Here is a 20,339-nt window from a genome sequence, read left to right as displayed (position 1 = left end):
CCCCTTAGAAGTTCAGCGAGATATCGCGGTGATGCGAGGCACAGGCTGCGATCGACAAAGCCTGTTCGCGGGACAGGTTTTCCTGCGCGCGGGCCCCGACGGTTCCTTTCAGCATCGGCATGGCGGCGGTCAGGGCCTGATCCAGATCCTGTGCCGGGCCGTTGACGAAGGCCAGATGAGCCTCGAAGGCCTTGACCGCGTCATCGTAAGACGCCTGCTCTTTGGCGGTGTCCACGGGGCTGGCTGTCAGCGCCTTGCGCAGTGCGTCGAGGGGTTTCTTGACATCCCCGCCGCCCGCCACATCGCCGAAGCGGGACGCAAGATCCTTGATCCCGTCGGCAATCGCCTTGGGGTCAGAGCCGCCGAGTTGTGGCCCGAGCGCGCGCAGATCTGCCTCCAGTGCCTTAAACGCATCGCCGGCCGACGCGACATCCGCGACCTTGGCGAAGGCTTCGTAGGCGCTGTCGGCATTGCGGCGGTACAGGGTGCGCGCCTTGGTTTCTGCGGTCAGCAGTTCTGCGAAATCGGCGTAGGTCTGTTTCCAGCTTTCGGGGATTTGCGCCTGCAATTTGGCGATTTCCTGTTCGTTTTCGGCACGGCGCGCCTCTAGTAAGGCTTTGCGCGCCTGACCTTCCTCGGTCCCCGAAACGCGCGAGATATCGGTGCGGATCAACGCGATTTCATCCTCGAATGCGCTGATCTGCTTTTGCAGTTGGCGCACGGCGACTTGTTTCGGGCGGTAGGTTTTTGCTGCGTCCTTAATCGCCAGTTCCGCCGCATTTGCCGCCTTCAGCGAGGCAAGCGCGTCGGTGTAACCCGACAGACCCGCTGCCAGATCGTTGGCCACGGATTGCGGATAGGCGCTGGTATCCAGTGCGGAAAGCCGTCCGATCAGTTGCGATTCCATCGCCGCGTTGGTGTCGATGTAATCGGTTGTATACTGGTCAAGACAGTATTGCAGGCGCGGGTTGCGCGGGGGCGGGGCCGCGTCAGACAGCAGCCCCATGCGGTTCGGCAGGTAGTTCACCAGTGGCGGAAGGACACCTACAACCGCAAGCGCCAGAAGTTGCAGCGCGATGAACGGAACAACGCCCTTGTAGATCTGGGTTGTCTTGACCACCGCAGGGGCGACGCCGCGCAGGTAGAACAGCGCAAAGCCGAAGGGCGGGGTCAGGAACGAGGTCTGGATGTTCAGGCCGATCATGACACCCAGCCAGACGGCCGTGATGTTGGCAGACGGGTCCGCCAGCAGGATAGGGGCCACGATCGGCACCACGACCACGGCAATTTCGATGAAGTCCAGAAAGAACCCCAGCACAAAGATCACGCCCATGACGATGACGAACTGCACCCAGAACCCGCCCGGAAGCGAGGTCAGGAAATTGCGCACCAGGTCTTCGCCGCCGAAGCCGCGAAAGGCCGCAGTCAGCATGGCGGCCCCCAGAAGGATGATGAACACAAGCGAGGTCGTCTTGGCTGTTTCCAGCATGACGCCGCGCAGTGAGTCCTCGATCTTGAAGGCGCGCCAGCCGCTCCAGCAGAGGGAAACGGTCAACATGACCGTGGCCAGAATGCCAAGGGCCATGCCAAGACGATCCTGATCGGTCTGGATGTTCTTGGCGTTCATATTGAAGTTGGCGAGACAAAAGGTGATCAACGCCATCGAGGCCAGAGCCATGATGGCGGGGTAATAGGTGGTGCGTTTCCCTTCATACAGGCGGTAGCCCGCCATTGTCAGCGCCCCGGCAGCACCGATCGCACCCGCCTGGTTCACGGTCGCGATGCCGGTGATGATCGACCCCAGCACAAGGAAGATCAGCGCAAGTGGCGGCACCAGAGTAATGATCACAGTGCGCCAGAACGTGCCGTCATAGGCACCCTCGTAGGGAACCGACGGGGCCTTTTTGGGGTTAATAATCGCATAGACCATGATGTAGATCATGTAGATCAGGACAAGCAGCAGGCCGGGAACAAGCGCGCCAAGGAACATTTCCCCCGCGCTGGTCGAGGTCACATCGAAGATCGACGGCATCGACAGTTCGCCGGTGGCATTCTTGTGCAGCACTTTGCGCATCGTGCTGGCCTGATCGGTGGCAGAGGCCAGCTGGTCGGCAAGGATGATCAGCACGATCGAGGGCGGAATGATCTGCCCCAGCGTGCCCGAGGCGGCGATTGTGCCGCTGGCAAGACTGGGGGAGTAGTTGTTGCGCAGCATGGCAGGCAGCGAGATCAGGCCCATGGCCACAACGGTCGCGCCCACGATGCCCGTGGTCGCCGCAAGAAGGGCCCCCACGAAGACCACCGATATGCCCAGACCGCCGGGGATCGAGCCGAAAAGCTGCGCCATGGTGACCAGCAGGTCCTCGGCGATCTTGGACCGCTGAAGCATGATGCCCATGAAGATGAACAGGGGGATGGCGATCAGGGTGTCGCGCTCTACCTCCCAATAAACGCCCCTCAGGTTGGTGACACCCGCCGACAGCCACTGGTAGGGTCCGCTGGTGTGGAAATAGGCATCGGGGGAGCCAAGCACCAGATACCCCGTTAGCGCGGCCAGACCGACCGTGATGACCGCCGCACCGGGAAGGGCGAAGGCCACCGGAAAACCGGAGCCAAGCGCGGTTGCCATCATGACAACCAGCAAAAGAAGAAAGAAAAGTTCCATTATGGCACCTTAATGTGAGACGGGCGCCGCTTCGCGCGCACCGGGTTCATTCCTGAAGTCTGCTACCGATTCAAAGAAGTAGCTGACGAACTGGATGAGCATTGTGATTGCGAAGATCGCGATAAAGGCCGCCATCTGGTATTTGGTGAACATGCCGATGCTACCGGCCTGCGAGATTTCGAAGTTGGCAATCGGGCTGTTCACGATGGACTGTTTGCTGCCAAGGCCGATGCCGAGGATCACAAAGCAGGTCGACGCGCCCCAGAAGATCGAGCCGATCGCATTGTTGCGGCCCTTGGCGCGGCGGGTAAAGCCCGCATAAAGGATATCCACGCGCACATGGCCCTCGTCATATAGCGTATAGGCCGATGCAAAGAGGAACAGCGCCGCATACCAGTAGCGCACCAGATCGCCCATCAGGGCCTGCTCGTAGGAAAATACGAAGCGGCTGATCACGATGCCCAGTTCGGCAGCCACGATCAGCAGCGCAAGCCAGGTAAAGCCCAGCGTGCGGCTGAACAGCGCAAGGATCAGACTGACGACAATCAGGGGGGTGTGAACATAGGGACCGACAAATCTGGCCCGGCCAAGGTTGCGGACCATCTCGTCGCTGAAGAACGCCGGCAACATGTTCTCGACCCGCATGAAGGCCAGCGCGGCATCGACGACCCCGGTCAGCAGCACGGTGAAGAAACAGGCGCGGATCAGATACAGGTTGAAGCTGTGGATGCTGTGCGCTTCTTGTCGCAGCGTCGGGGCGGGGCGCAGGGCGACCGCAGCCACCGCCAGCGCCAGACCGGCAAGATAGACGCCGATGGAAATCGCGCCCTTGCCTGCAAATCCGGTCTCGAAGGACAGCGCGGGATAATCAAAAGCCACGATCAGCATGTTGTTGACCAGAAATGCGGCGAGGAGTCCGAGGACGCACCAACCCACATACCGAACGATCTGCGTTGAGGTTCGAGAAATAGCGATGTCGCTCACGGTCTTACCTTTTAGGTTTGGGGATGTTCAGACTTGTCCGCAGGATGTGCAGTCAAAAACGGGGCGGGGGAAAAGACCCCGCCCCGAATTCCGGGTCAAACCCTTAGGAAAGGCCCATAACGCGGTTACGCTGATTCACATAGGTGATCTCGAACTTCGCCATCATGGAGCCATACTCTTTGAGTTTGGCGTCATAATCGTCGGCGATTTCCGCGGCCAGCGGCGAGTGATCGCGCACTTCGGCAACGACTTCGAGCCATGCCTCGTACATCGCATCCCAGGTCTCGTCGCTGAACGCGCGAACCTGAACGCCTTGCTCTTCGACCAGCTTTTTCAGATATGGCCCGTTCAGGGCAATCGCTTCCTCGTATTGGGCCGCGTTCTCTTCGTAGCAAGCAGCGCTAATCACAGACTGCTCCCACTCGGACAGGCTATCCCACCAGGCTTTGTTCATGCCCATTGCAAGGTCGGAGCCCGGCTCGTGCATACCGCCGGTGTAGTAGTATTTGGCCGCCTCGTAGAACTTCATGAAGTAGTCGTTGTATGGACCAACCCACTCTGTCGCGTCGATCGAACCGGATACGAGGTTTTCGTAGATCTGACCGCCGGGCAGGGACACCGTGGATGCACCCAGTTTCGACAGCACGTTGCCGCCAAGGCCGGGGATACGCATCTTCAGGCCCTTGAAATCATCGGCAGAGTTGATCTCTTTGTTGAACCAGCCGCCGGCCTGTGTGCCGGTCGCGCCGCAAGGCAGTGCCTTGATGCCGAACTCGCCGGACAGTTTGTCCCAAAGTTCCTGACCGCCGCCGAATTTGATCCATGCGTTGAATTCGGTCACCGTCATGCCGAACGGCACGGAGGTGAAGAAGGCGAAGGCGGGATGCTTGCCGACCCAGTAGTAGTCCGCGCCGATGTAAGCCTGGGAGTTGCCGGACGCGACTTCGTCGAACGAGTCGAATGCGCCCACGCGCTCGCCTGCGGCGTAATATTCTGTGGTGATTGCACCCTGCGACAGCTCGGTGATCCGGGCTGCAACGCGCTGTGCCGAAACACCCAGACCGGGAAAGTCCCGTGGCCAGGTGGAAACGATGGTCATGATCTTTTTGCTGGCTTGGGCGACTGCGGGTGCTGCCAAAGCAGCTCCTGTCGCGCCGAGTGCGGCGCTCGTAAGAAACTTGCGGCGTTCCATAAAATACCTTCCTTGTAGTGGTTTATTGGTTTTATTGTCCTCCGACGAGGCCATGCTAGCGGGGCAAGTGGTGCGCGGCTAGAAAAACTTACCACTGCGGGGTAAAAAACCCGAAATCAGGGGACTTATTCTTCATAAGTAATTGATTTATATATTAAATAACGCAATGCCTAATATTGACGCAGGCCGCCTTTTGTCTCGCTCCGGTTGCGCCGCCTGCGGGTTCCCTAACGTCATGATGCCCGTCGTCGCACCCTGCGGGTGACGGCTGCATGCTGTGGCTTTACTCTGCCGTGGTTCTGTTGGCAAAGTGGCACCGCGCCCTGATTTTAGCCGGGGAGTGCGGCGGACCGGTTTTCGAAACCGAAAGAGCGAGGGGAGTGGACATGATTGAATACCTGAAGCGGGGCAAGGCGGACGCGGACCGCAAGACTGATGATGCCGCCGTGCGCGATGTGGTCGAACAGGCGCTTGCGCGGATCGAGGCCGAGGGCGACGCGGCGGTGCGCGCGATGTCCGAAAGTTTCGACAATTACAGCCCCGGGGCGTTCCGCCTGACCCAGCCGCAGATCGACGCGCTGATCGCCACACTGACCCCGCGCGAGATCGACGACATCACGTTCGCCCAGACTCAGGTGCGCAATTTCGCACAGGCGCAGCGGGACTCGATGCTGGACATCGAGGTGGAAACCCTGCCGGGGGTGATCCTTGGCCACAAGCATATTCCGGTGCAATCGGTCGGGTGCTATGTGCCGGGCGGCAAGTTCCCCATGGTTGCCTCGGCGCATATGTCGGTTGCCACGGCGACGGTCGCGGGGGTGCCGCGCATCATCGCCGCCACCCCGCCGTTCAATGGCGCGCCCAACGCAGCCGTGGTCGCGGCGATGCATTTCGCCGGCGCACACGAGATTTACGTGATGGGCGGGATACAGGCCGTGGGGGCCATGGCCATCGGCACCGAAACGATCGAACCGGTGGATATGCTGGTCGGCCCCGGCAATGCCTATGTGGCCGAGGCCAAGCGCCAGCTCTATGGTCGGGTCGGGATCGATCTGTTCGCGGGGCCGACGGAAACCATGGTCATCGCGGATGACACGGTCGATGCGGAACTTTGCGCGACCGATCTGCTGGGGCAGGCAGAACATGGCTATAATTCGCCCGCCGTGCTTTTGACCACCTCGCGCAAACTGGCCGAAGGCACCATGGCCGAGGTCGGTCGGCTGTTGCAGATCCTGCCCACAGCGGCCACCGCAGGCGTCAGCTGGCGCGACTACGGCGAGGTGATCCTGTGCGACACCTACGACGAGATGCTACAGGTCGCCAACGACATCGCGTCAGAGCATGTGCAGGTGATGACAGACCGCGACGACTGGTTTCTGGACCATATGCACAGCTACGGCGCCCTGTTCCTTGGCCCGCGCACAAATGTGGCGAACGGTGACAAGGTGATTGGCACCAACCACACGTTGCCCACCAGAAAGGCGGGGCGCTATACCGGTGGGCTTTGGGTGGGAAAGTTCATGAAAACCCATTCTTATCAGCGTATTACGACAGATAAGGCTGCCGTGGACATCGGCAGGTATTGTTCGCGCCTGTGCCTGCTGGAAGGCTTTGTCGGCCATGCGGAACAGGCCAACATCAGGGTCCGGCGCTATGGTGGTGGCAATGTCGGTTACGGCGAGGCGGCGGAATGATCGCGCTGCCGCGCACGCCGTCGTTCCGGCTGGACGGGCGCCGCGCCCTTGTGGCGGGGGCGACGTCGGGGATTGGTCTGGGGGCTGCGGTGGCCTTGGCAGAGGCGGGTGCCGAGGTCTTTGTCGTGGCGCGACACAAGGACAGGATCGCCGGGGTGGTCGCCGCCATGACGGCGCAGGGCCTGACCGCGCAGGGCTTGCCGCTGGATGTGGCGGACATCGGCGCAACCGCAGGGGCGGTCGCCGCCCATGGCCCGTTCGACATACTGGTGAACAGCGCGGGCCTTGCCCGCCACGGTCCCGCCACCGCCACGACACCGGATGATTACGACGCGGTGACCGACCTGAATGTAAGGGGTGCGTATTTTCTGACGCGGGCCGTGGCCAAGGGGTTGATCGCGGCGGGAAAACCGGGGTCGTTGATCAATGTCTCGTCGCAAATGGGCCATGTCGGCGGCATCGACCGCGCGGTTTATTGCGCCACGAAACACGCGGTCGAAGGTTTCACCAAGGCGATGGCGATAGAATTCGGCCCCGCATCCATCCGCGTGAACACCCTGTGTCCAACCTTTATCCGCACCCCTCTGGGCGAGCAGACACTGCGCGATCCGGTGCGAAAGGCGTGGATTCTGGACAAGATCAAACTGGGCCGCGTGGGCGAGGTCGAGGACATCATGGGGGCGGTGGTGTTTCTGGCCAGCGATGCCTCGGCGATGATGACAGGGGCGTCGCTGTTGATCGACGGGGGCTGGACAGCGGGCTAGGGCCTTGCGGTAGCACCTGTGGCCGTCAGCCTTTTACCGACATCGTGTCGGGCAAATTGATCCGCGCCACCTGTTCGGAAATCGGATCGACCGTCAGGGGATGCGGGTCCGATCGGTGGTCTTCGGGGTTGCCTATGGATGTCCAGCGGCCGCGTTTGTAAATCTCCAGCCCGCTGAACTTGGCCTTATAGCCCATCTTGGGACTGCCCGGCACCCAATAGCCCAGATAGACGTAGGGCAGGCCCGCCTCCTGAGCGATGCGGATATGGTCAAGGATCACATAGGTGCCCATCGACAGCTTTTCCCGCGCCAGATCGTAAAAGGAATAGACCATGCTTAGCCCGTCATCCAACACATCCGTCAGACACACCGCCGACAGCGTGCCGCGCCGGTTGTCCGGTGACGGGGGGGCGGCGTATTCGATCACGCGGCTGCGGATCGGGGTTTCCTCGATCATTGCGGCAAATTCGAAAATATCCATGTCCGCCATTCCGCCATCGGCATGGCGGTTGTCCAGATAGCTGCGGAACAGGGCGTATTGCTCTTCGGTGGCCCAGGGCGATGTCGAGCGGCGCGTAAGGTCGCTGTTGCGGCGCAGAACGCGGGTCTGGCTTTTTGACAGCCTGAAATCCGCGACGCGGATGCGCGCCGATAAACAGGCGCTGCATTCGGCGCAGGACGGGCGATACAGCACATTCTGCGAGCGGCGGAACCCTTGCTTCGACAAAGCGTCGTTCAGGGTTTCCGCATGATCCCCTTGCAGGGCCGTGAACAGCTTTCGTTCCAGCCTGCCCTCCAGATAGGGGCAGGGCTGCGGAGCCGTCACATAGAACTGGGGCGCAAGGGGCAGCGTGTGGCGCATGGAATCTTCAAAGCTATTTCGAAGGTCAGGTTAGCAATCACATTGCCAAACGCCAAGCCCCCAGAATCAGCGAGGCGGTCAGGCACCTGACTGCGGCTAGATATCCGCCGCGCGGTTGATCGCGACGGTCCCCAGGGCATGGTCGGTCAGGCCCTGACCGCGTCGCCCTGTCAGCATCAGAAAGATCGACACGATCTGCGGAAACACCATCGCGATGCTCAGCGTGTAGCCCAAAGTGTGAAACAGCGCCGTGGCGGTATCCATGCGCAGGCCCTGCGCCGTGCGGAACTCTATGGCCATGAACCGCATCCCCGGCGTGGCGGAATGCCGCGACAAGGTAATGGCGCGGTACAGGATATTCACAGCCATCCCCACCAGAGGCAGAAAGAACAGCGCCACAAAGAAGGACAGCGGGATCATCAAAAGCGTGATGGCAATGATCAGCAGGGTGTCGATCACCCAGGCCGCCAACCGCTTGGACGCGACGCCTTCGTAGAATTCCGCGTGCATATCGGGGTCGGGAAGGCCCCAGTGATGATCTGGCATAGACATGGGATACGTGCCTTTGGACGGAAAGAAAAGGGCGGCCCCCCTGTGTCGGGGGCCACATGTTATGTATCAGACGTCAGTCGGTGTGCTTTCGCGCGGTCTGGAGGCGCGATCATCCATGAACTGGTCGAACTCTGCCTTGTCTTTTGCGTGCCGCAGACGGGCAAGGAAGGCCTCGAAGGTCTGCTGCTCTTCTTCCAGACGCTGCAAGGTGTCGGCCTTATAGGCGTCGAACGCCATGTTGCCAGAGGACTGGAAGGCCCCCATTCGGGCGTGACGGTCACGGCGGGTGCCGCATTTGCTACGGGTAAACATGCGTTTGCTCCAGATCATATAGGCCAGAAGGGCAAGACCCACAGGCCAGAAAAAGATGAATCCAAGGACCATGGCGGCGATCCAGGCGCCTTTGCCACGTTCGTCCAGCCAGGTTTCGGCTTGGCCAGGCCATTGTGCGACAGTGCTCATGCGAATGCTCCGGTTCGGGTTGATGTGTATGTGAATGTCTTTCACATTACCAAGATCGGAAGGGCAGGCGGTTTTCGCAAGGGGTGATGTAAACATTATTTACATTATTTCGTATCAGCCAACAAAATCAAAAACTTGCGCGCCAGTTATGCGCCGAATTTCCTTCGGATCAACCGCAAATATATGGCGCGGCGTGCCCGCTGCGGCCCAAACCACGTCGAATTCCATCAACCTGGGGTCCATGAAGGCGGTGATCGGGGTCAGATGCCCGAACGGCGAGACACCCCCGATGGCAAAGCCGGTTTGCGCCCGGATCAGGCCGGCGTCGGCCTTGCCAAGGGGTTGGCCCGCCAGCGCGCTTGCCTTGTCGGCGCAGACCCGGTTGCCGCCCGCCGTCAGAAACAAAAGGGCGGTGCCGGACAACTCGCCACGAAAGATGATCGACTTGGCGATCTGGTCCAGTGCGCAACCTGCCGCCTCTGCCGCCTGGGCCGCTGTACGGGTTTCTGCACTCATTTCCAGAATGCGCGCCGCCAATCCGGCCTCGGTCAGGGCGCGTTCCACGCGTTTCAGGCTTTTGCTCATCGGGGGCTCCGGGTTTTGGTGACTATTGCGCGGCGCGGGCCCCACATCAAGACCCACATCAAGACCCGTTGACCCCACCCGCAGACCACATCATCCTGCGCTTATGACATTCGCATCCCGTATCACCCGCTGCCCCATCGCCTATGACCCCGAACGCGGCGCCGATGCCCGTGCCCTGTTCGCCGATATGCCCCCCGAAATCGCCGACCTGACCGAGGGGGCGGGGGGATGCAGCCCCTATCTGAACGGCCTTATGCTGCGCGAGGCGGACTGGCTGCGCGAGGCGCTGTCGGGAGCCCCCGAAACTGCCCTGAACGACGTGCTGCACGTGGCATCGCAAACCCCGCTGTCCGGTCTTGCCGATGCCCTGCGTCAGGCAAAGCGGCGCGTTGCGGTTCTGACCGCCCTTGCCGATCTGGGCGGCGTCTGGTCGCTGGAACAGGTGACGGGGGCGCTGACGCGGCTGGCCGATCTGGCGGTCGATACCTCGATGAAAGCACTTGTCGGGGCCGAAATCGCCCGTGGCAAGATCCCCGGCCTGACAGAGGCCGACGCGGCAACCGCGGGGGGCATGGTGGCGCTTGCCATGGGCAAGATGGGGGCGTTCGAGCTGAATTATTCAAGTGACATAGACCTGATCATGCTGTTCGACGAGGATCGGTTCGATCCCGCCGATTACATGGATGCCCGCGCCGCCTTTATCCGCGTGACCCGTCGGATGACCGCGATGCTGTCAGACCTGACCGGCGAGGGCTATGTTTTTCGCACCGATTTGCGGCTGCGGCCCGACCCTTCGGTCACGCCGGTCTGCACCTCTATGGATGCGGCAGAGCGGTATTATGAAAGCGTCGGGCGCACATGGGAACGTGCCGCGCACATCAAGGCGCGGCCCTGCGGCGGCGATCTGGACGCGGGCTGGCGCTATCTTGACCGGCTGCGCCCGTTCGTCTGGCGCAAACATCTGGATTTTGCCGCCATTCAGGACGCCCATGACATGCGGCTGCGGATCCGCGACCACAAGGGCCTGCATGTGTCGAAATCGGGCATCGCGCTGGAAGGCTATAACCTGAAGCTGGGATTGGGGGGCATCCGCGAGATCGAGTTCTTCACCCAGACCCGCCAGATTATCGCAGGTGGCCGCGACCCCGACCTGCGTGGGCGCGAAACGGTCAAGTCGCTGGCGGCGCTGGTGGACAAGGGCTGGGTGCCCGCCGATGTGGCAGAGGTTCTGACCACTGAATATCGCGCCCACCGCGAGGTCGAACACCGGCTGCAAATGATCAACGACGCGCAAACCCACGACCTGCCGCAGAACGCCGACGGGTTCGACCGGTTGGCACGGTTCATGGGGCAGGGTGACACGCAGGCGATGCGGGCCGCGATCAAGGCCCGCCTGATCCGCGTGAACGACCTGACAGAGGGGTTCTTTGCCCCCTCTGCCGTCCCCCCCGCGCCAGAATTGAGCGAGACCGCGAGGCAGATCACCAGCCGCTGGCCGACCTACCCCGCGCTGCGGTCTGAACGGGCTGTCGAGATTTTCCGGCGCCTGAAACCCGAACTTTTGTCGCGGCTCGCACGGGCCGCCAAACCGGACGAGGCGCTTGTGCAGATGGACGGTTTCCTGGCCGGGTTGCCCGCCGGTGTGCAACTGTTCTCTCTCTTTGACGCGAACCCGCAACTGATTGATCTGATTGTCGATATATGCTCCACCGCGCCTGCGCTGGCGCGGTACCTGTCGCGCAATTCCAGTGTCTTCGATGCGGTCATCGGGGGTGCGTTCTTTGATGAATGGCCCGGCGAAACAGCGCTAAAAGACCAGTTGTCCGCACATCTGGCAGAGGTGCCCGACTACGAGGCGAAACTCGACAGCGCGCGACGCTGGATGAAGGAATGGCACTTTCGCGTCGGGGTTCACCACCTGCGGGGGCTGATCGACGCGGATCGCGCGGGGCGCCAGTATGCCGACCTTGCCAGCGCGGTGATCGGCGGTATGTGGCCCGCTGTGCTTGCCGAGTTCGAGGCGAAACATGGATGCCCGCCGGGCAAAGGTGCCGTGGTGCTGGGCATGGGGTCGCTGGGGGCGGGGAGGCTGAACGCCCACTCGGACCTTGACCTGATCGTTATCTACGATGGCGAGGGGGTCGAGATGTCAGAGGGCCGACGCCCGCTGGCCACACGACCCTATTACGCGCGGCTGACGCAGGCCTTGGTGACGGCGGTGACGGTGCAAACATCCGAAGGGCGACTTTACGAGGTCGACATGCGGTTGCGGCCCTCTGGGCGGCAGGGGCCGGTTGCCACGTCGCTTGACGCCTTCCAAAGCTATCAACTGGACGAGGCCTGGACATGGGAACACCTTGCCCTGACCCGCGCACGACCCGTTGCAGGCGATCCGGCTTTGGCAAAGGCGGTCGAAACCTTCCGCTTGCATCTGCTGTCGAAAAAGGGCGCACCGCAAAAGACACTGGCGGATGTGTTGGACATGCGCACACGGATCGCCGAGGCAAAACCGGCGAAAGGTGCCTGGGAGGCGAAATTGGGACCGGGCCGCTTGCAGGACGTGGAGCTTGTGGCGCAGGCCGCAGCCCTGATGGCGGGCGATCCGTCGGCGCGGGTCGAAGACCAGCTGGCCGCAGGGGTGCGGTCGGGATGGCTGCCGCAGGCCGGGGCAAACGCGATGGCGCATTCCTATCGGCTGATGTGGCGGCTGCAATCGGCGGCGCGGTTGCTGACCGACGGACCGCTTGTGCCCGGGGATGTGGGGATTGGCGGCACCGCATTTGTCCTGCGCGAAACCGGCGCGGCCAGCCTTGATGCATTGGCCGATATGTTGACCCATGCCGCCGCAGAGGCGCAAGCGGCGATCGAATCGGCTCTTGCACATCCCCCTGCTTCGGCAAAGGAACTGGTATGAAATGACGATGACACAAGAAAGCGAACCCATGACACCGACCGATGCCGACCCCAAGGGGCTGATCCGCGAAAGCTATAACATCGAGGGGATCACCGCCGCTGAATGCCGCTCGATCTTTCTGGATTGGGCCTTAAGCGTTCCGGTCGATGCCGACCCGAAAGAACGGATCCTGTTTTTGCTGGGGCACTACGGTGTTGCCCAGCCGGATCATCCTATGGGACAGGTCATGCGCGAGGGCCTTGAGGCCCCCCTATCGCGCGGCAGACGCGGCGGTCGCGCGGCGCGTGTGCCCCGCGACGTTTAAGGGCGCCTGACCGTAGATGAATATTTTTAGAACAAAGAAGGTTCAAGTCTCTTCTTGGTTCAAATATCCTCGCGCGAAGCGCAAACCGCACGAAGTGCCAGAAGAAATGCGCCCGTAAGGGCGCTCCTTTATCGCAGCGCGGCGGCCTCGCGGGCCAAAGCCTCGATGGCAGCCCAATCGCCCTTCAGCATCAGGTCTTTCGGGGCAACCCAGCTGCCCCCGACGCAGACGGTGTTGGGGAGTGCCAGATAGTCCGGCGCGTTTTTCAGGGTGACGCCGCCTGTCGGGCAGAACATCACCTGCGGGATCGGCGCGCCGATCGCTTTCAGGGCGGCGGCACCACCAGAGGCTTCGGCAGGGAAGAATTTCAGCATCGTGTAGCCGCGCTCCAGCAGGCGCATCGCCTCTGAGGCGGTGGCGGCGCCGGCCAGAAGCGGCAGGTCTTCGTCTTCGCAGGCTTGCAACAGGGTATCTGTCGCACCGGGGGCGACGCCGAATGTGGCACCTGCGGCTTTTGCGGCGCGAACATCGGCGGGGGTCAGGAGGGTTCCGGCACCGACAACGCCGCCTTTGACCTTTGCCATCTCGCGGATCACATCCAGTGCCGCAGGGGTGCGCAAGGTCACCTCCAGCGCGGGTAGGCCCCCCGCGACAAGCGCCTCGGCAAGGGGGCGGGCATGGGCCACATCGTCGATCACCAGAACGGGAACGACGGGAGCGAGGCTACAGACCTCGAAGGCTCTTTTGCTGGCGTCTTGTGGGGTCACGTTCATACTCCTGATGGGAAAGCGGGGCGCCCAAGGGCACCGTTGGTCAGCGTCATAGTGAAACAACCGGGCCTAGACAACTACGCCTGCGCCCTCGGTCGAGGGGCCGACGTTCTGGCGGAAAACCTCGAACAGTTCCCGGCCTATGCCGAATTTATTGTTGGAAAGGTCAGGCGTGGCGGGCGTGCGTGTGTCAAAGCCCGCCGCGGTGACGGTCAATGTGCCGGCACCGGCATCCAGTCGGATGATATCGCCATCCCGAACCCGCGCCAGCGGCCCGCCCATCGCCGCCTCTGGCGAGACGTGGATGGCGGCGGGCACTTTGCCCGACGCGCCGGACATGCGCCCGTCGGTCACCAGCGCCACCTTGAACCCGCGGTCCTGAAGCACCGCCAAGGTGGGGGTCAGGTTGTGCAGTTCCGGCATGCCGTTTGATTTCGGCCCCTGAAAGCGGACAACGACAATCACGTCGCGGTCCAGTTCTTTGGCTTTGAAGGCCTCTTTTACCGCCTCCTGCGTGTCGAAAACGCGGGCGGGGGCCTCGATTACATGACGGTCGGCGGCCACCGCAGAGACCTTGATCACGCCGCGCCCCAGATTGCCGTTCAACTGCTTCAGCCCGCCCACGGGCTGGAACGGATCGCTGGCGGGGCGCAGGATGCGGTCGTTCTGGCTGACGCCTGTTCCGTCGTGCCATTCCAGCACACCGTCGATCAGCTTGGGGTCGCGGGTGTAATCGGCCAGCCCTTCGCCCGCGACGGTTTTGGTGTCGGGGTGCAGCAGGCCGGCCTTCAGCAGCTCGCCGATCATATAGCCAAGACCGCCCGCCGCGTGAAAGTGGTTCACGTCGGCCAGACCGTTGGGATAGACCTTGGCCATCAGCGGTGTTGCGTCGGACAGGTCGGCAAAGTCTTGCAAATCAAGGATAATGCCCGCAGCCCGCGCCATTGCAGGCAGGTGCAGCACCAGATTGGTAGAGCCGCCAGTGGCCATCAGCCCGACAATGCCGTTCACGAATGCCTTTTCGTCAAGGATGTCGCAGACCGGGTGGAAGTCATTCCCGAGGTTGGTGATTTCCAGCGCACGGCGGGTGCCTGCCTCTGTCAGGGCATCGCGAAGTGGCGTATCGGGGTTGACGAAGGATGCGCCGGGCAGGTGCAGGCCCATGAACTCCATCAGCATCTGGTTGCTGTTCGCAGTCCCGTAAAAGGTGCAGGTGCCCGCGCCATGATAGCTGGCCATCTCGGCTTTCATCAGTTCTTCGCGACCGACTTCGCCGGTGGCGAATTTCTGCCGCACCTTTGCCTTTTCGTCATTGGGCAGGCCGCTGGTCATCGGACCCGCAGGCAAAAAGATGCTGGGGATAAAGCCGAATGTGGCGGCGGCAATCACAAGGCCGGGCACGATCTTGTCGCAGACGCCAAGATAGATCGCGGCGTCGAACGTGTTGTGCGACAGACCGACGCCCGCCGCCAAAGCGATCACATCGCGAGAGAACAGCGACAATTCCATGCCGGCCTGACCCTGCGTGACGCCGTCGCACATGGCCGGCACGCCGCCCGCGACCTGTGCCGTGCCGCCGTTGCGCCGCGCGACATCCTTGATCTGCTGGGGGTAGGTCTCGAACGGTTTATGCGCCGAAAGCATATCGTTATAGGCGGTGATGATCCCGAGGTTCGGACTGCGTGCGGCGACCAGCGCGGTCTTGTCGCCCTCCATCGCGGCATAGGCGTGGGCCTGATTGCCGCAGGTCAGGTGGGCGCGGCGCGGGCCGTCCTCTGCTGCGCGGCGCATCCGGTCCAGATAGACCGCGCGTGTGTCTGCGCTGCGGGCGATAATGCGTTGGGTGACGGCGGTCAGGGTCTTGTTCAGGGTCATGGCGTGCTCCACCAGTTGTGGGTTCGGCTATGTCTTAACATGGACAGTTAGCGCTAACAATCGTCTTTATGCATGCCCTGTCCCTTGCGCATGGTGCATAGCGGACCTGTTGATTTGGATCTACTCGCCGATTGGTTCCGGGCTTAGGTAGGGGACAACAGAAATTAACACGCCATCTAGGAATACCAAAATGACAACTGCACCAGAAACCAATGTTCTATCCAGCGTGAACCTTGCCCGGATCGAAGCCGAGGCACACGCAATGCGGGCCGAGGCGATCAAAGCTTTGGTCGCAAAGTCCGCCAACCGGGTTGCACGCCTTTGGGCCGCACTGACCCATGGCACCGCGCATCACGCGGCGTAATTCGATCTGTCAAAGCCTTGCTGCGACTTGAAAATGGCCATCCTGAAAAGGGTGGCCTTTTTGCTTTGTGATCTGTCAAACGTGATGGAGCTATACTTTCGATACCCTTAAAATGCGCATTTGTTATCGCATTCCTGCCGCATTTGGCCTGCAAATTGCATTCAACAGAAGCAGAGCATCGGGCTCGGAGGCTATATTATGAAACCACTTCGCTTTATTCTTGTCGCAGTTGCCGCTCTCGGGCTTCAGGCGTGTTCCACGGTAGACACCGCGACCCGCGCATCAACCATGGACAGCCCCATTCTAAGCACAAGGTCGTTGTCATTCGCGGTCAAGGATGTCCGCGTGTCGGTGCCCGAATCCTTGTCCGTTTCCGAAGCGAACCTGTTTTACCCTCAGGGCGACATCGTCTGGCGCGGCGAAGCGCGGGGCGACCGCCATGCGCAGGTTGCGGCGATGTTCGACGCCGGGATGAAACGCGGGGTCGCGTCGATGAAGAACACGGGCCAGCCCGTCATCGTCGATATTCAGGTCGCGCGGTTTCACGCCCTGTCCGAAAAGGCCCGCTACAGCTTTGGTGGTGTGCATAACATCAAGTTCGTCATGACGGTGCGCGACGCCACGACCGGCGCGATCATCCTGCCGGCCCGCGAAATCAACTCTGACCTGAAGGGTCTGGGCGGAAACGCGGCAATCGAGGCAGAGGCACGCGGCTTTACCGAGAAGGTCCAGATCACCGAACATCTGGCCCGCGTCATCCAGTTGGAACTGACCCGCCCCGGCACGGCAGAGCAGAAGAAGACCATCTTCAGCGATAATTCCGACGTGGCGGTGGTGAACGCCCTCTGATCCCTCTTTCCGATCACTGAAAAAGACACTAAGGGGAGGGCATGAACATGTCCTCTCCTTTGCCTATTGTGCGCCTCAACGCCAAAGCCGAAGCCCGCGCAATCCGCCACGGCTTTCCTTGGGTCTATGCCAACGAGGTCGTCACCGACCGCCGCACCAAGGCTTTGCAGCCCGGTGCGCTTGCTGTGCTCGAGGATCTCGACCGCAAGCCGATGGGCATTGTCACGGTGAACCCGAACTCCAAGATCTTTTGCCGGATCATGGACCGCAACCCCGACGCGGTCGTCGATCAGGCATGGCTGACCGCCCGTCTTGAATTCGCGCTGGCCCACCGCGAGCGGTTGTTCGATGCGCCGTTCTACCGGCTTGTCCACGCCGAGGGCGACGCGCTGCCCGGCGTGATCATCGACCGGTTCGGTGATACGGCTGTGATCCAGCCCAACGCTGCATGGTCAGAATTGATGATAAACGAACTGGCCGCTGCACTGATGGCCGTGACCGGCGTGAAAAACGTGGTCAAGAACGGCACCAGCCGCGTGCGCGCGCTGGAAGGTCTGACCGAAGAGATGGTCGTGCTGCACGGGGCGCTGGACGCGCCTGTGCCGGTCACGATGAACGGCGCGACCTATATGGCCGATATTCTGGGGGGCCAGAAAACCGGCCTGTTCTTCGACCAACGCCCCAACCACGCCTTTGCGGCCTCGCTGGCCAAAGGCGCACGGGTGCTGGATGTCTTTTCCCATGTCGGCGGGTTCGGTCTGGCCGCTTTGGCTGGCGGGGCCGCATCGGCGCTGGCCGTTGACAGTTCCGTGCCTGCGCTGGACCTTGCGGTTCAGGGCGCTGCCGCCTCGGGCTTTGCCGATCAGTTCACAACCCGCAAGGGCGACGCATTCGACGTGTTGACGGCCCTTGGCGAAGAAGGCGCGCAATTTGACGTGGTCGTCTGCGATCCGCCCGCCTTCGCACCGTCTAAAAACGCGCTGGAGGCCGGTCTGCGCGCCTACGAGCGTGTCGCGCGTCTGGCGGCGCCATTGGTTGCCAAGGGTGGCTATCTGGGTCTGTGTTCGTGTTCCCATGCCGCCGATCTGGCAAAATTCCGCAAGGCGAGCTCTAACGGGATCGGGCGGGCAGGGCGTGCGAGCCAGCTGATCTATACCGGCGGTGCCGGCCCGGACCATCCGCTGCTGCCACAACTGGCCGAAAGTGGCTATCTCAAGACCTTGTTCTACCGGCTGGACTGATGCGCGTTCTGATCGACGCCTGCGTGCTTTACCCGACGGTGATGCGCGAGGTGGTGATCGGCGTGGCGCAAGAGGGGCTGTTGCAGCCCCTCTGGTCCGAACGGATTCTAGAGGAATGGGCGCGGGCCACGGTCAAGCTGGGCCCCGTCGATACTGCCTTTGCGCGGGGCGAGATTGCGACGCTGAAGGCCCGGTTCCCCGCAGCTATGGTCGGCGCAGATCCCGCTGTCGAGGCGCAGCTTTACCTGCCTGACCCCGACGACACCCATGTGCTGGCCGCCGCGATCACCGGGCAGGCCGATAGCCTTTTGACGTTGAATACCAAAGACTTCCCCAGCAACATCATGGCGCAGCATGGTATTATCCGCCGCGATCCCGATGGCCTGTTGCGAGAGCTGTTCGCAGAGGCCCCCGATGTGGTGCGGGCCGTGGCAGACCGGGTCAGGGCCGAGGCCGAGCGCCTGTCAGGCCAGCCGCAGCCCATGCGGTCCCTTCTGAAAAAGGCGCGTTTGCCGAGGCTTGCAAAGGCGTTGACCGTGGATTTGGATATTTAGAGAACAAAGAACGGGTCAGGGCAGGGGCTGCCACTTGGCCTCGTTCGATTTGATCGCCTTGATCCGGTCCGCGGTTTTTGGGTGGCTCAGCAGCCAGGCGGGGGCATTGCCACCGCCGCCGGTCAAGGCCTCGAGCTTTTGAAACAGCGTGACCTGTGGTTCCGTTCCGATCCCCGCCTTGAGCAACAGGGCCGAGGCATAGGCGTCCGCCTCGTATTCATCCTGTCGCGACAGGCGCGCGGCCAGAACCGAGGTCAGCATATTGGCGATCCACGCGCCAAGGCCGGGCACAAAGCGCGACAGGACCGTGGCCAGAACCATGCGGATTGCGTTCTGGCCTGAAAAGTCGATCATCCGGCGGCGGGAATGGCCAAGGGCGACATGGCCTAGTTCATGCGCGATGACGCTGGACAGCTCCTCTGCCGAGACCTCTCCGGCGCGGTATTTTTTGAAGAACCCGCGCGTGATGAAGATGCGCCCATCCGGTGCGGCAAGGCCGTTCACCGGCTCGATCTCGTAAATATGGACCTTTATTTTGGGCAGGTCCAGCGCCTGCGCCATCCGGTCGGTCAGGCGCTTGATCGTCGGATCGGCAAGTTCGGTTGATTTCTGGTCCAGTTCCTTGGAGGTCCGCCAGACCGAAAACCGGTAGAGGACAAGGGCATAGACAACGGCCAGGAGGATCGGAGTGAATTTCAACATGCCCAAGATATGGGGCGCTGTGCCGTCAAGGGCAAGCCTTGATCATATCTGTGGCGGGCGGTGCCGCCGCTTGCGCGTCTTTGCCAGCGCATTCATTAACATGATCCCCAAGCCGGCTGTCACAATCCCCCCGGCCAGAAAGCCGTTTGCACTGCCCAGAAGGGACGCCAGTTCGATTATCCTGTCGGCAAAGGCATAGCCAAGCCCGACGTACAGGCTGACCCAGACGATTTCTCCTGAGATCCCCCACAGCGTGAATTCAAGCCACCCGAGCCCCGCCGCGCCCCCCGCGACGTTGACGTAGGGGCCAATCGGGCTGAACAGCCAGCGGCTGAAGAAGACGCCCAGCCCGCCGAATTTCTGCGCCATCCGCAGGGCCTTGCGGTGCATCGCCGCACGCGACGGCCGGGCATTCGTCCAACGCGCCAGCCGCGCGCCCCCCCAGTTGCCCAGCCCGTATCCTGTCTGGTCGCCTGCGACCGCCCCCACCAGCGCGGACCCCCAGACCAACGACAGATCCAGATCGCCCGCCGCCGCAAAACCGCCGGCCGCCAGCATCATCAACGAGGCGGGCACAGGCAGCGCAAGGCAGCTGAGAAACGTCACAACAACCAGAACAGGCGTGCCGTATCCGGTGATCAGCAGGAGCAGGAATTCGGTCACGGACGCGCCTTTTCGGCCGTCATCGCTGCAATCACGGCTTGCATGTCGTCCAGGGATTGTCCCGTGATTTCAGATAGATCGGCCAGTGTCGGGCGGCGCGCAACCTCGGCCCCACCAGAAAGCGCGCGCATCACGTCCTCTGGTGGCAGATGGTAGGAATGGGCGACATAGCGCGGCGTCATCCAGTCTTCCAATGCTTGCCTGTGATGATCGGGGTCGGCCCAATACAGGCTGAACAGCGCCAATCGCACCCCGAAAAACACAGTGACGCAAAGCGCGGTTCCAAAGGCCAGTGTCAGGATCTTGTGGTCGGACCAAAGGCGGATGAGAGTGCTGCGCATGA

Annotated in this window: 20 protein-coding genes; 8 read left to right on the top strand and 12 right to left on the bottom strand. The window is 61.9% G+C overall.

Going from position 1 to position 20,339, the window contains the following annotated elements; translation table 11 throughout:
* Positions 1-4: 4 nt before the first annotated feature.
* The 3 genes from ACEN2R_RS05860 to ACEN2R_RS05850 all read right to left on the bottom strand — a co-directional run bounded on the left by ACEN2R_RS05860 (position 5) and on the right by ACEN2R_RS05850 (position 4,841).
* Positions 5-2,665, bottom strand: a complete 2,661-nt coding sequence (locus tag ACEN2R_RS05860) for a TRAP transporter large permease subunit (RefSeq protein ID WP_442040170.1) — start codon at positions 2,663-2,665, stop codon at positions 5-7.
* Between the two features lie 9 nt (positions 2,666-2,674).
* On the bottom strand, positions 2,675-3,649 hold the full coding sequence (locus ACEN2R_RS05855; RefSeq protein WP_442040168.1) for a TRAP transporter small permease subunit: 975 nt from the start codon (positions 3,647-3,649) through the stop codon (positions 2,675-2,677).
* A 103-nt stretch (positions 3,650-3,752) separates the two neighbouring features.
* Positions 3,753-4,841: a TRAP transporter substrate-binding protein gene (locus ACEN2R_RS05850; protein WP_442040166.1), complete on the bottom strand. Its 1,089-nt coding sequence runs from the start codon at positions 4,839-4,841 to the stop codon at positions 3,753-3,755.
* 386 nt (positions 4,842-5,227) lie between these two features.
* Between ACEN2R_RS05850 and hisD the strand changes: the two genes are divergently transcribed.
* Both hisD and ACEN2R_RS05840 read left to right on the top strand, forming a co-directional pair.
* Positions 5,228-6,535, top strand: a complete 1,308-nt coding sequence (gene hisD, locus ACEN2R_RS05845) for a histidinol dehydrogenase (RefSeq protein WP_442040164.1) — start codon at positions 5,228-5,230, stop codon at positions 6,533-6,535.
* Entirely contained in the window at positions 6,535-7,299 is a 765-nt protein-coding gene (locus ACEN2R_RS05840; RefSeq protein ID WP_442040435.1) for an SDR family NAD(P)-dependent oxidoreductase, read from the top strand. The genes hisD and ACEN2R_RS05840 overlap by 1 nt, the downstream gene beginning before the upstream one ends.
* 25 nt (positions 7,300-7,324) lie before the next feature.
* Here the strand turns inward: ACEN2R_RS05840 and ACEN2R_RS05835 are convergent, their stop codons facing one another.
* The 4 genes from ACEN2R_RS05835 to ACEN2R_RS05820 form a co-directional block, all read right to left on the bottom strand.
* Positions 7,325-8,161, bottom strand: coding sequence for an arginyltransferase (locus ACEN2R_RS05835; protein WP_442040162.1), 837 nt, complete (start codon positions 8,159-8,161; stop codon positions 7,325-7,327).
* A 96-nt stretch (positions 8,162-8,257) separates the two neighbouring features.
* A complete protein-coding gene (locus ACEN2R_RS05830) occupies positions 8,258-8,707 on the bottom strand; it encodes an RDD family protein (protein ID WP_442040433.1) in 450 nt (149 codons plus the stop codon).
* 72 nt (positions 8,708-8,779) lie between these two features.
* Positions 8,780-9,175 carry a DUF2852 domain-containing protein gene (locus ACEN2R_RS05825; RefSeq protein ID WP_442040160.1) on the bottom strand — a complete coding sequence of 132 codons (396 nt, stop codon included), beginning with the start codon at positions 9,173-9,175 and terminating at the stop codon, positions 8,780-8,782.
* A gap of 114 nt (positions 9,176-9,289) precedes the next feature.
* On the bottom strand, positions 9,290-9,760 hold the full coding sequence (locus ACEN2R_RS05820) for a YbaK/EbsC family protein (RefSeq protein ID WP_442040158.1): 471 nt from the start codon (positions 9,758-9,760) through the stop codon (positions 9,290-9,292).
* Positions 9,761-9,863: 103 nt separating this feature from the next.
* Here ACEN2R_RS05820 and ACEN2R_RS05815 point away from each other — a divergent pair, with 103 nt between their 5' ends.
* Both ACEN2R_RS05815 and ACEN2R_RS05810 read left to right on the top strand, forming a co-directional pair.
* Complete coding sequence (locus tag ACEN2R_RS05815; RefSeq protein WP_442040156.1) at positions 9,864-12,674, top strand: glutamine-synthetase adenylyltransferase; 2,811 nt, start codon at positions 9,864-9,866, stop codon at positions 12,672-12,674.
* A gap of 7 nt (positions 12,675-12,681) precedes the next feature.
* Entirely contained in the window at positions 12,682-12,978 is a 297-nt protein-coding gene (locus tag ACEN2R_RS05810) for a hypothetical protein (protein WP_442040431.1), read from the top strand.
* 128 nt (positions 12,979-13,106) lie between these two features.
* Here the strand turns inward: ACEN2R_RS05810 and eda are convergent, their stop codons facing one another.
* Together eda and edd are read right to left on the bottom strand one after the other, a co-directional pair.
* Complete coding sequence (gene eda / locus ACEN2R_RS05805) at positions 13,107-13,751, bottom strand: bifunctional 4-hydroxy-2-oxoglutarate aldolase/2-dehydro-3-deoxy-phosphogluconate aldolase (protein WP_442040155.1); 645 nt, start codon at positions 13,749-13,751, stop codon at positions 13,107-13,109.
* A 66-nt stretch (positions 13,752-13,817) separates the two neighbouring features.
* Complete coding sequence (gene edd / locus ACEN2R_RS05800) at positions 13,818-15,623, bottom strand: phosphogluconate dehydratase (protein ID WP_442040153.1); 1,806 nt, start codon at positions 15,621-15,623, stop codon at positions 13,818-13,820.
* A gap of 190 nt (positions 15,624-15,813) precedes the next feature.
* Here edd and ACEN2R_RS05795 point away from each other — a divergent pair, with 190 nt between their 5' ends.
* The 4 genes from ACEN2R_RS05795 (at position 15,814) to ACEN2R_RS05780 (ending at position 18,631) form a co-directional block, all read left to right on the top strand.
* Positions 15,814-15,987, top strand: coding sequence for an RSP_7527 family protein (locus tag ACEN2R_RS05795; protein WP_442040151.1), 174 nt, complete (start codon positions 15,814-15,816; stop codon positions 15,985-15,987).
* Positions 15,988-16,185: 198 nt separating this feature from the next.
* On the top strand, positions 16,186-16,836 hold the full coding sequence (locus ACEN2R_RS05790) for a DUF6778 family protein (RefSeq protein WP_442040149.1): 651 nt from the start codon (positions 16,186-16,188) through the stop codon (positions 16,834-16,836).
* Positions 16,837-16,877: 41 nt separating this feature from the next.
* Positions 16,878-18,077, top strand: a complete 1,200-nt coding sequence (locus ACEN2R_RS05785; RefSeq protein WP_442040147.1) for an RSP_2647 family RNA methyltransferase — start codon at positions 16,878-16,880, stop codon at positions 18,075-18,077.
* Complete coding sequence (locus ACEN2R_RS05780) at positions 18,077-18,631, top strand: RSP_2648 family PIN domain-containing protein (protein ID WP_442040145.1); 555 nt, start codon at positions 18,077-18,079, stop codon at positions 18,629-18,631. Before ACEN2R_RS05785 ends, ACEN2R_RS05780 begins: the two co-directional genes overlap by 1 nt.
* Before the next feature lie 15 nt (positions 18,632-18,646).
* Here the strand turns inward: ACEN2R_RS05780 and ACEN2R_RS05775 are convergent, their stop codons facing one another.
* From ACEN2R_RS05775 to ACEN2R_RS05765, 3 genes are read right to left on the bottom strand one after another with little or no spacing between them, the layout of a single operon-like run.
* Positions 18,647-19,333 (bottom strand): M48 family metallopeptidase, encoded by a 687-nt coding sequence (locus ACEN2R_RS05775; RefSeq protein ID WP_442040143.1) that lies wholly within the window; start codon positions 19,331-19,333, stop codon positions 18,647-18,649.
* A gap of 42 nt (positions 19,334-19,375) precedes the next feature.
* On the bottom strand, positions 19,376-19,996 hold the full coding sequence (locus ACEN2R_RS05770; RefSeq protein ID WP_442040141.1) for a DedA family protein: 621 nt from the start codon (positions 19,994-19,996) through the stop codon (positions 19,376-19,378).
* A complete protein-coding gene (locus ACEN2R_RS05765; protein ID WP_442040139.1) occupies positions 19,993-20,337 on the bottom strand; it encodes a hypothetical protein in 345 nt (114 codons plus the stop codon). The genes ACEN2R_RS05770 and ACEN2R_RS05765 overlap by 4 nt, the downstream gene beginning before the upstream one ends.
* Positions 20,338-20,339 lie beyond the last annotated feature (2 nt).

The sequence above is a fragment of the Pseudogemmobacter sp. W21_MBD1_M6 genome (assembly GCF_052119585.1).
Classification (GTDB): domain Bacteria; phylum Pseudomonadota; class Alphaproteobacteria; order Rhodobacterales; family Rhodobacteraceae; genus JBGQOJ01.
Note: the sequence above shows the minus strand (reverse complement) of the source record. Positions and strands in the feature narration are given on the sequence as shown.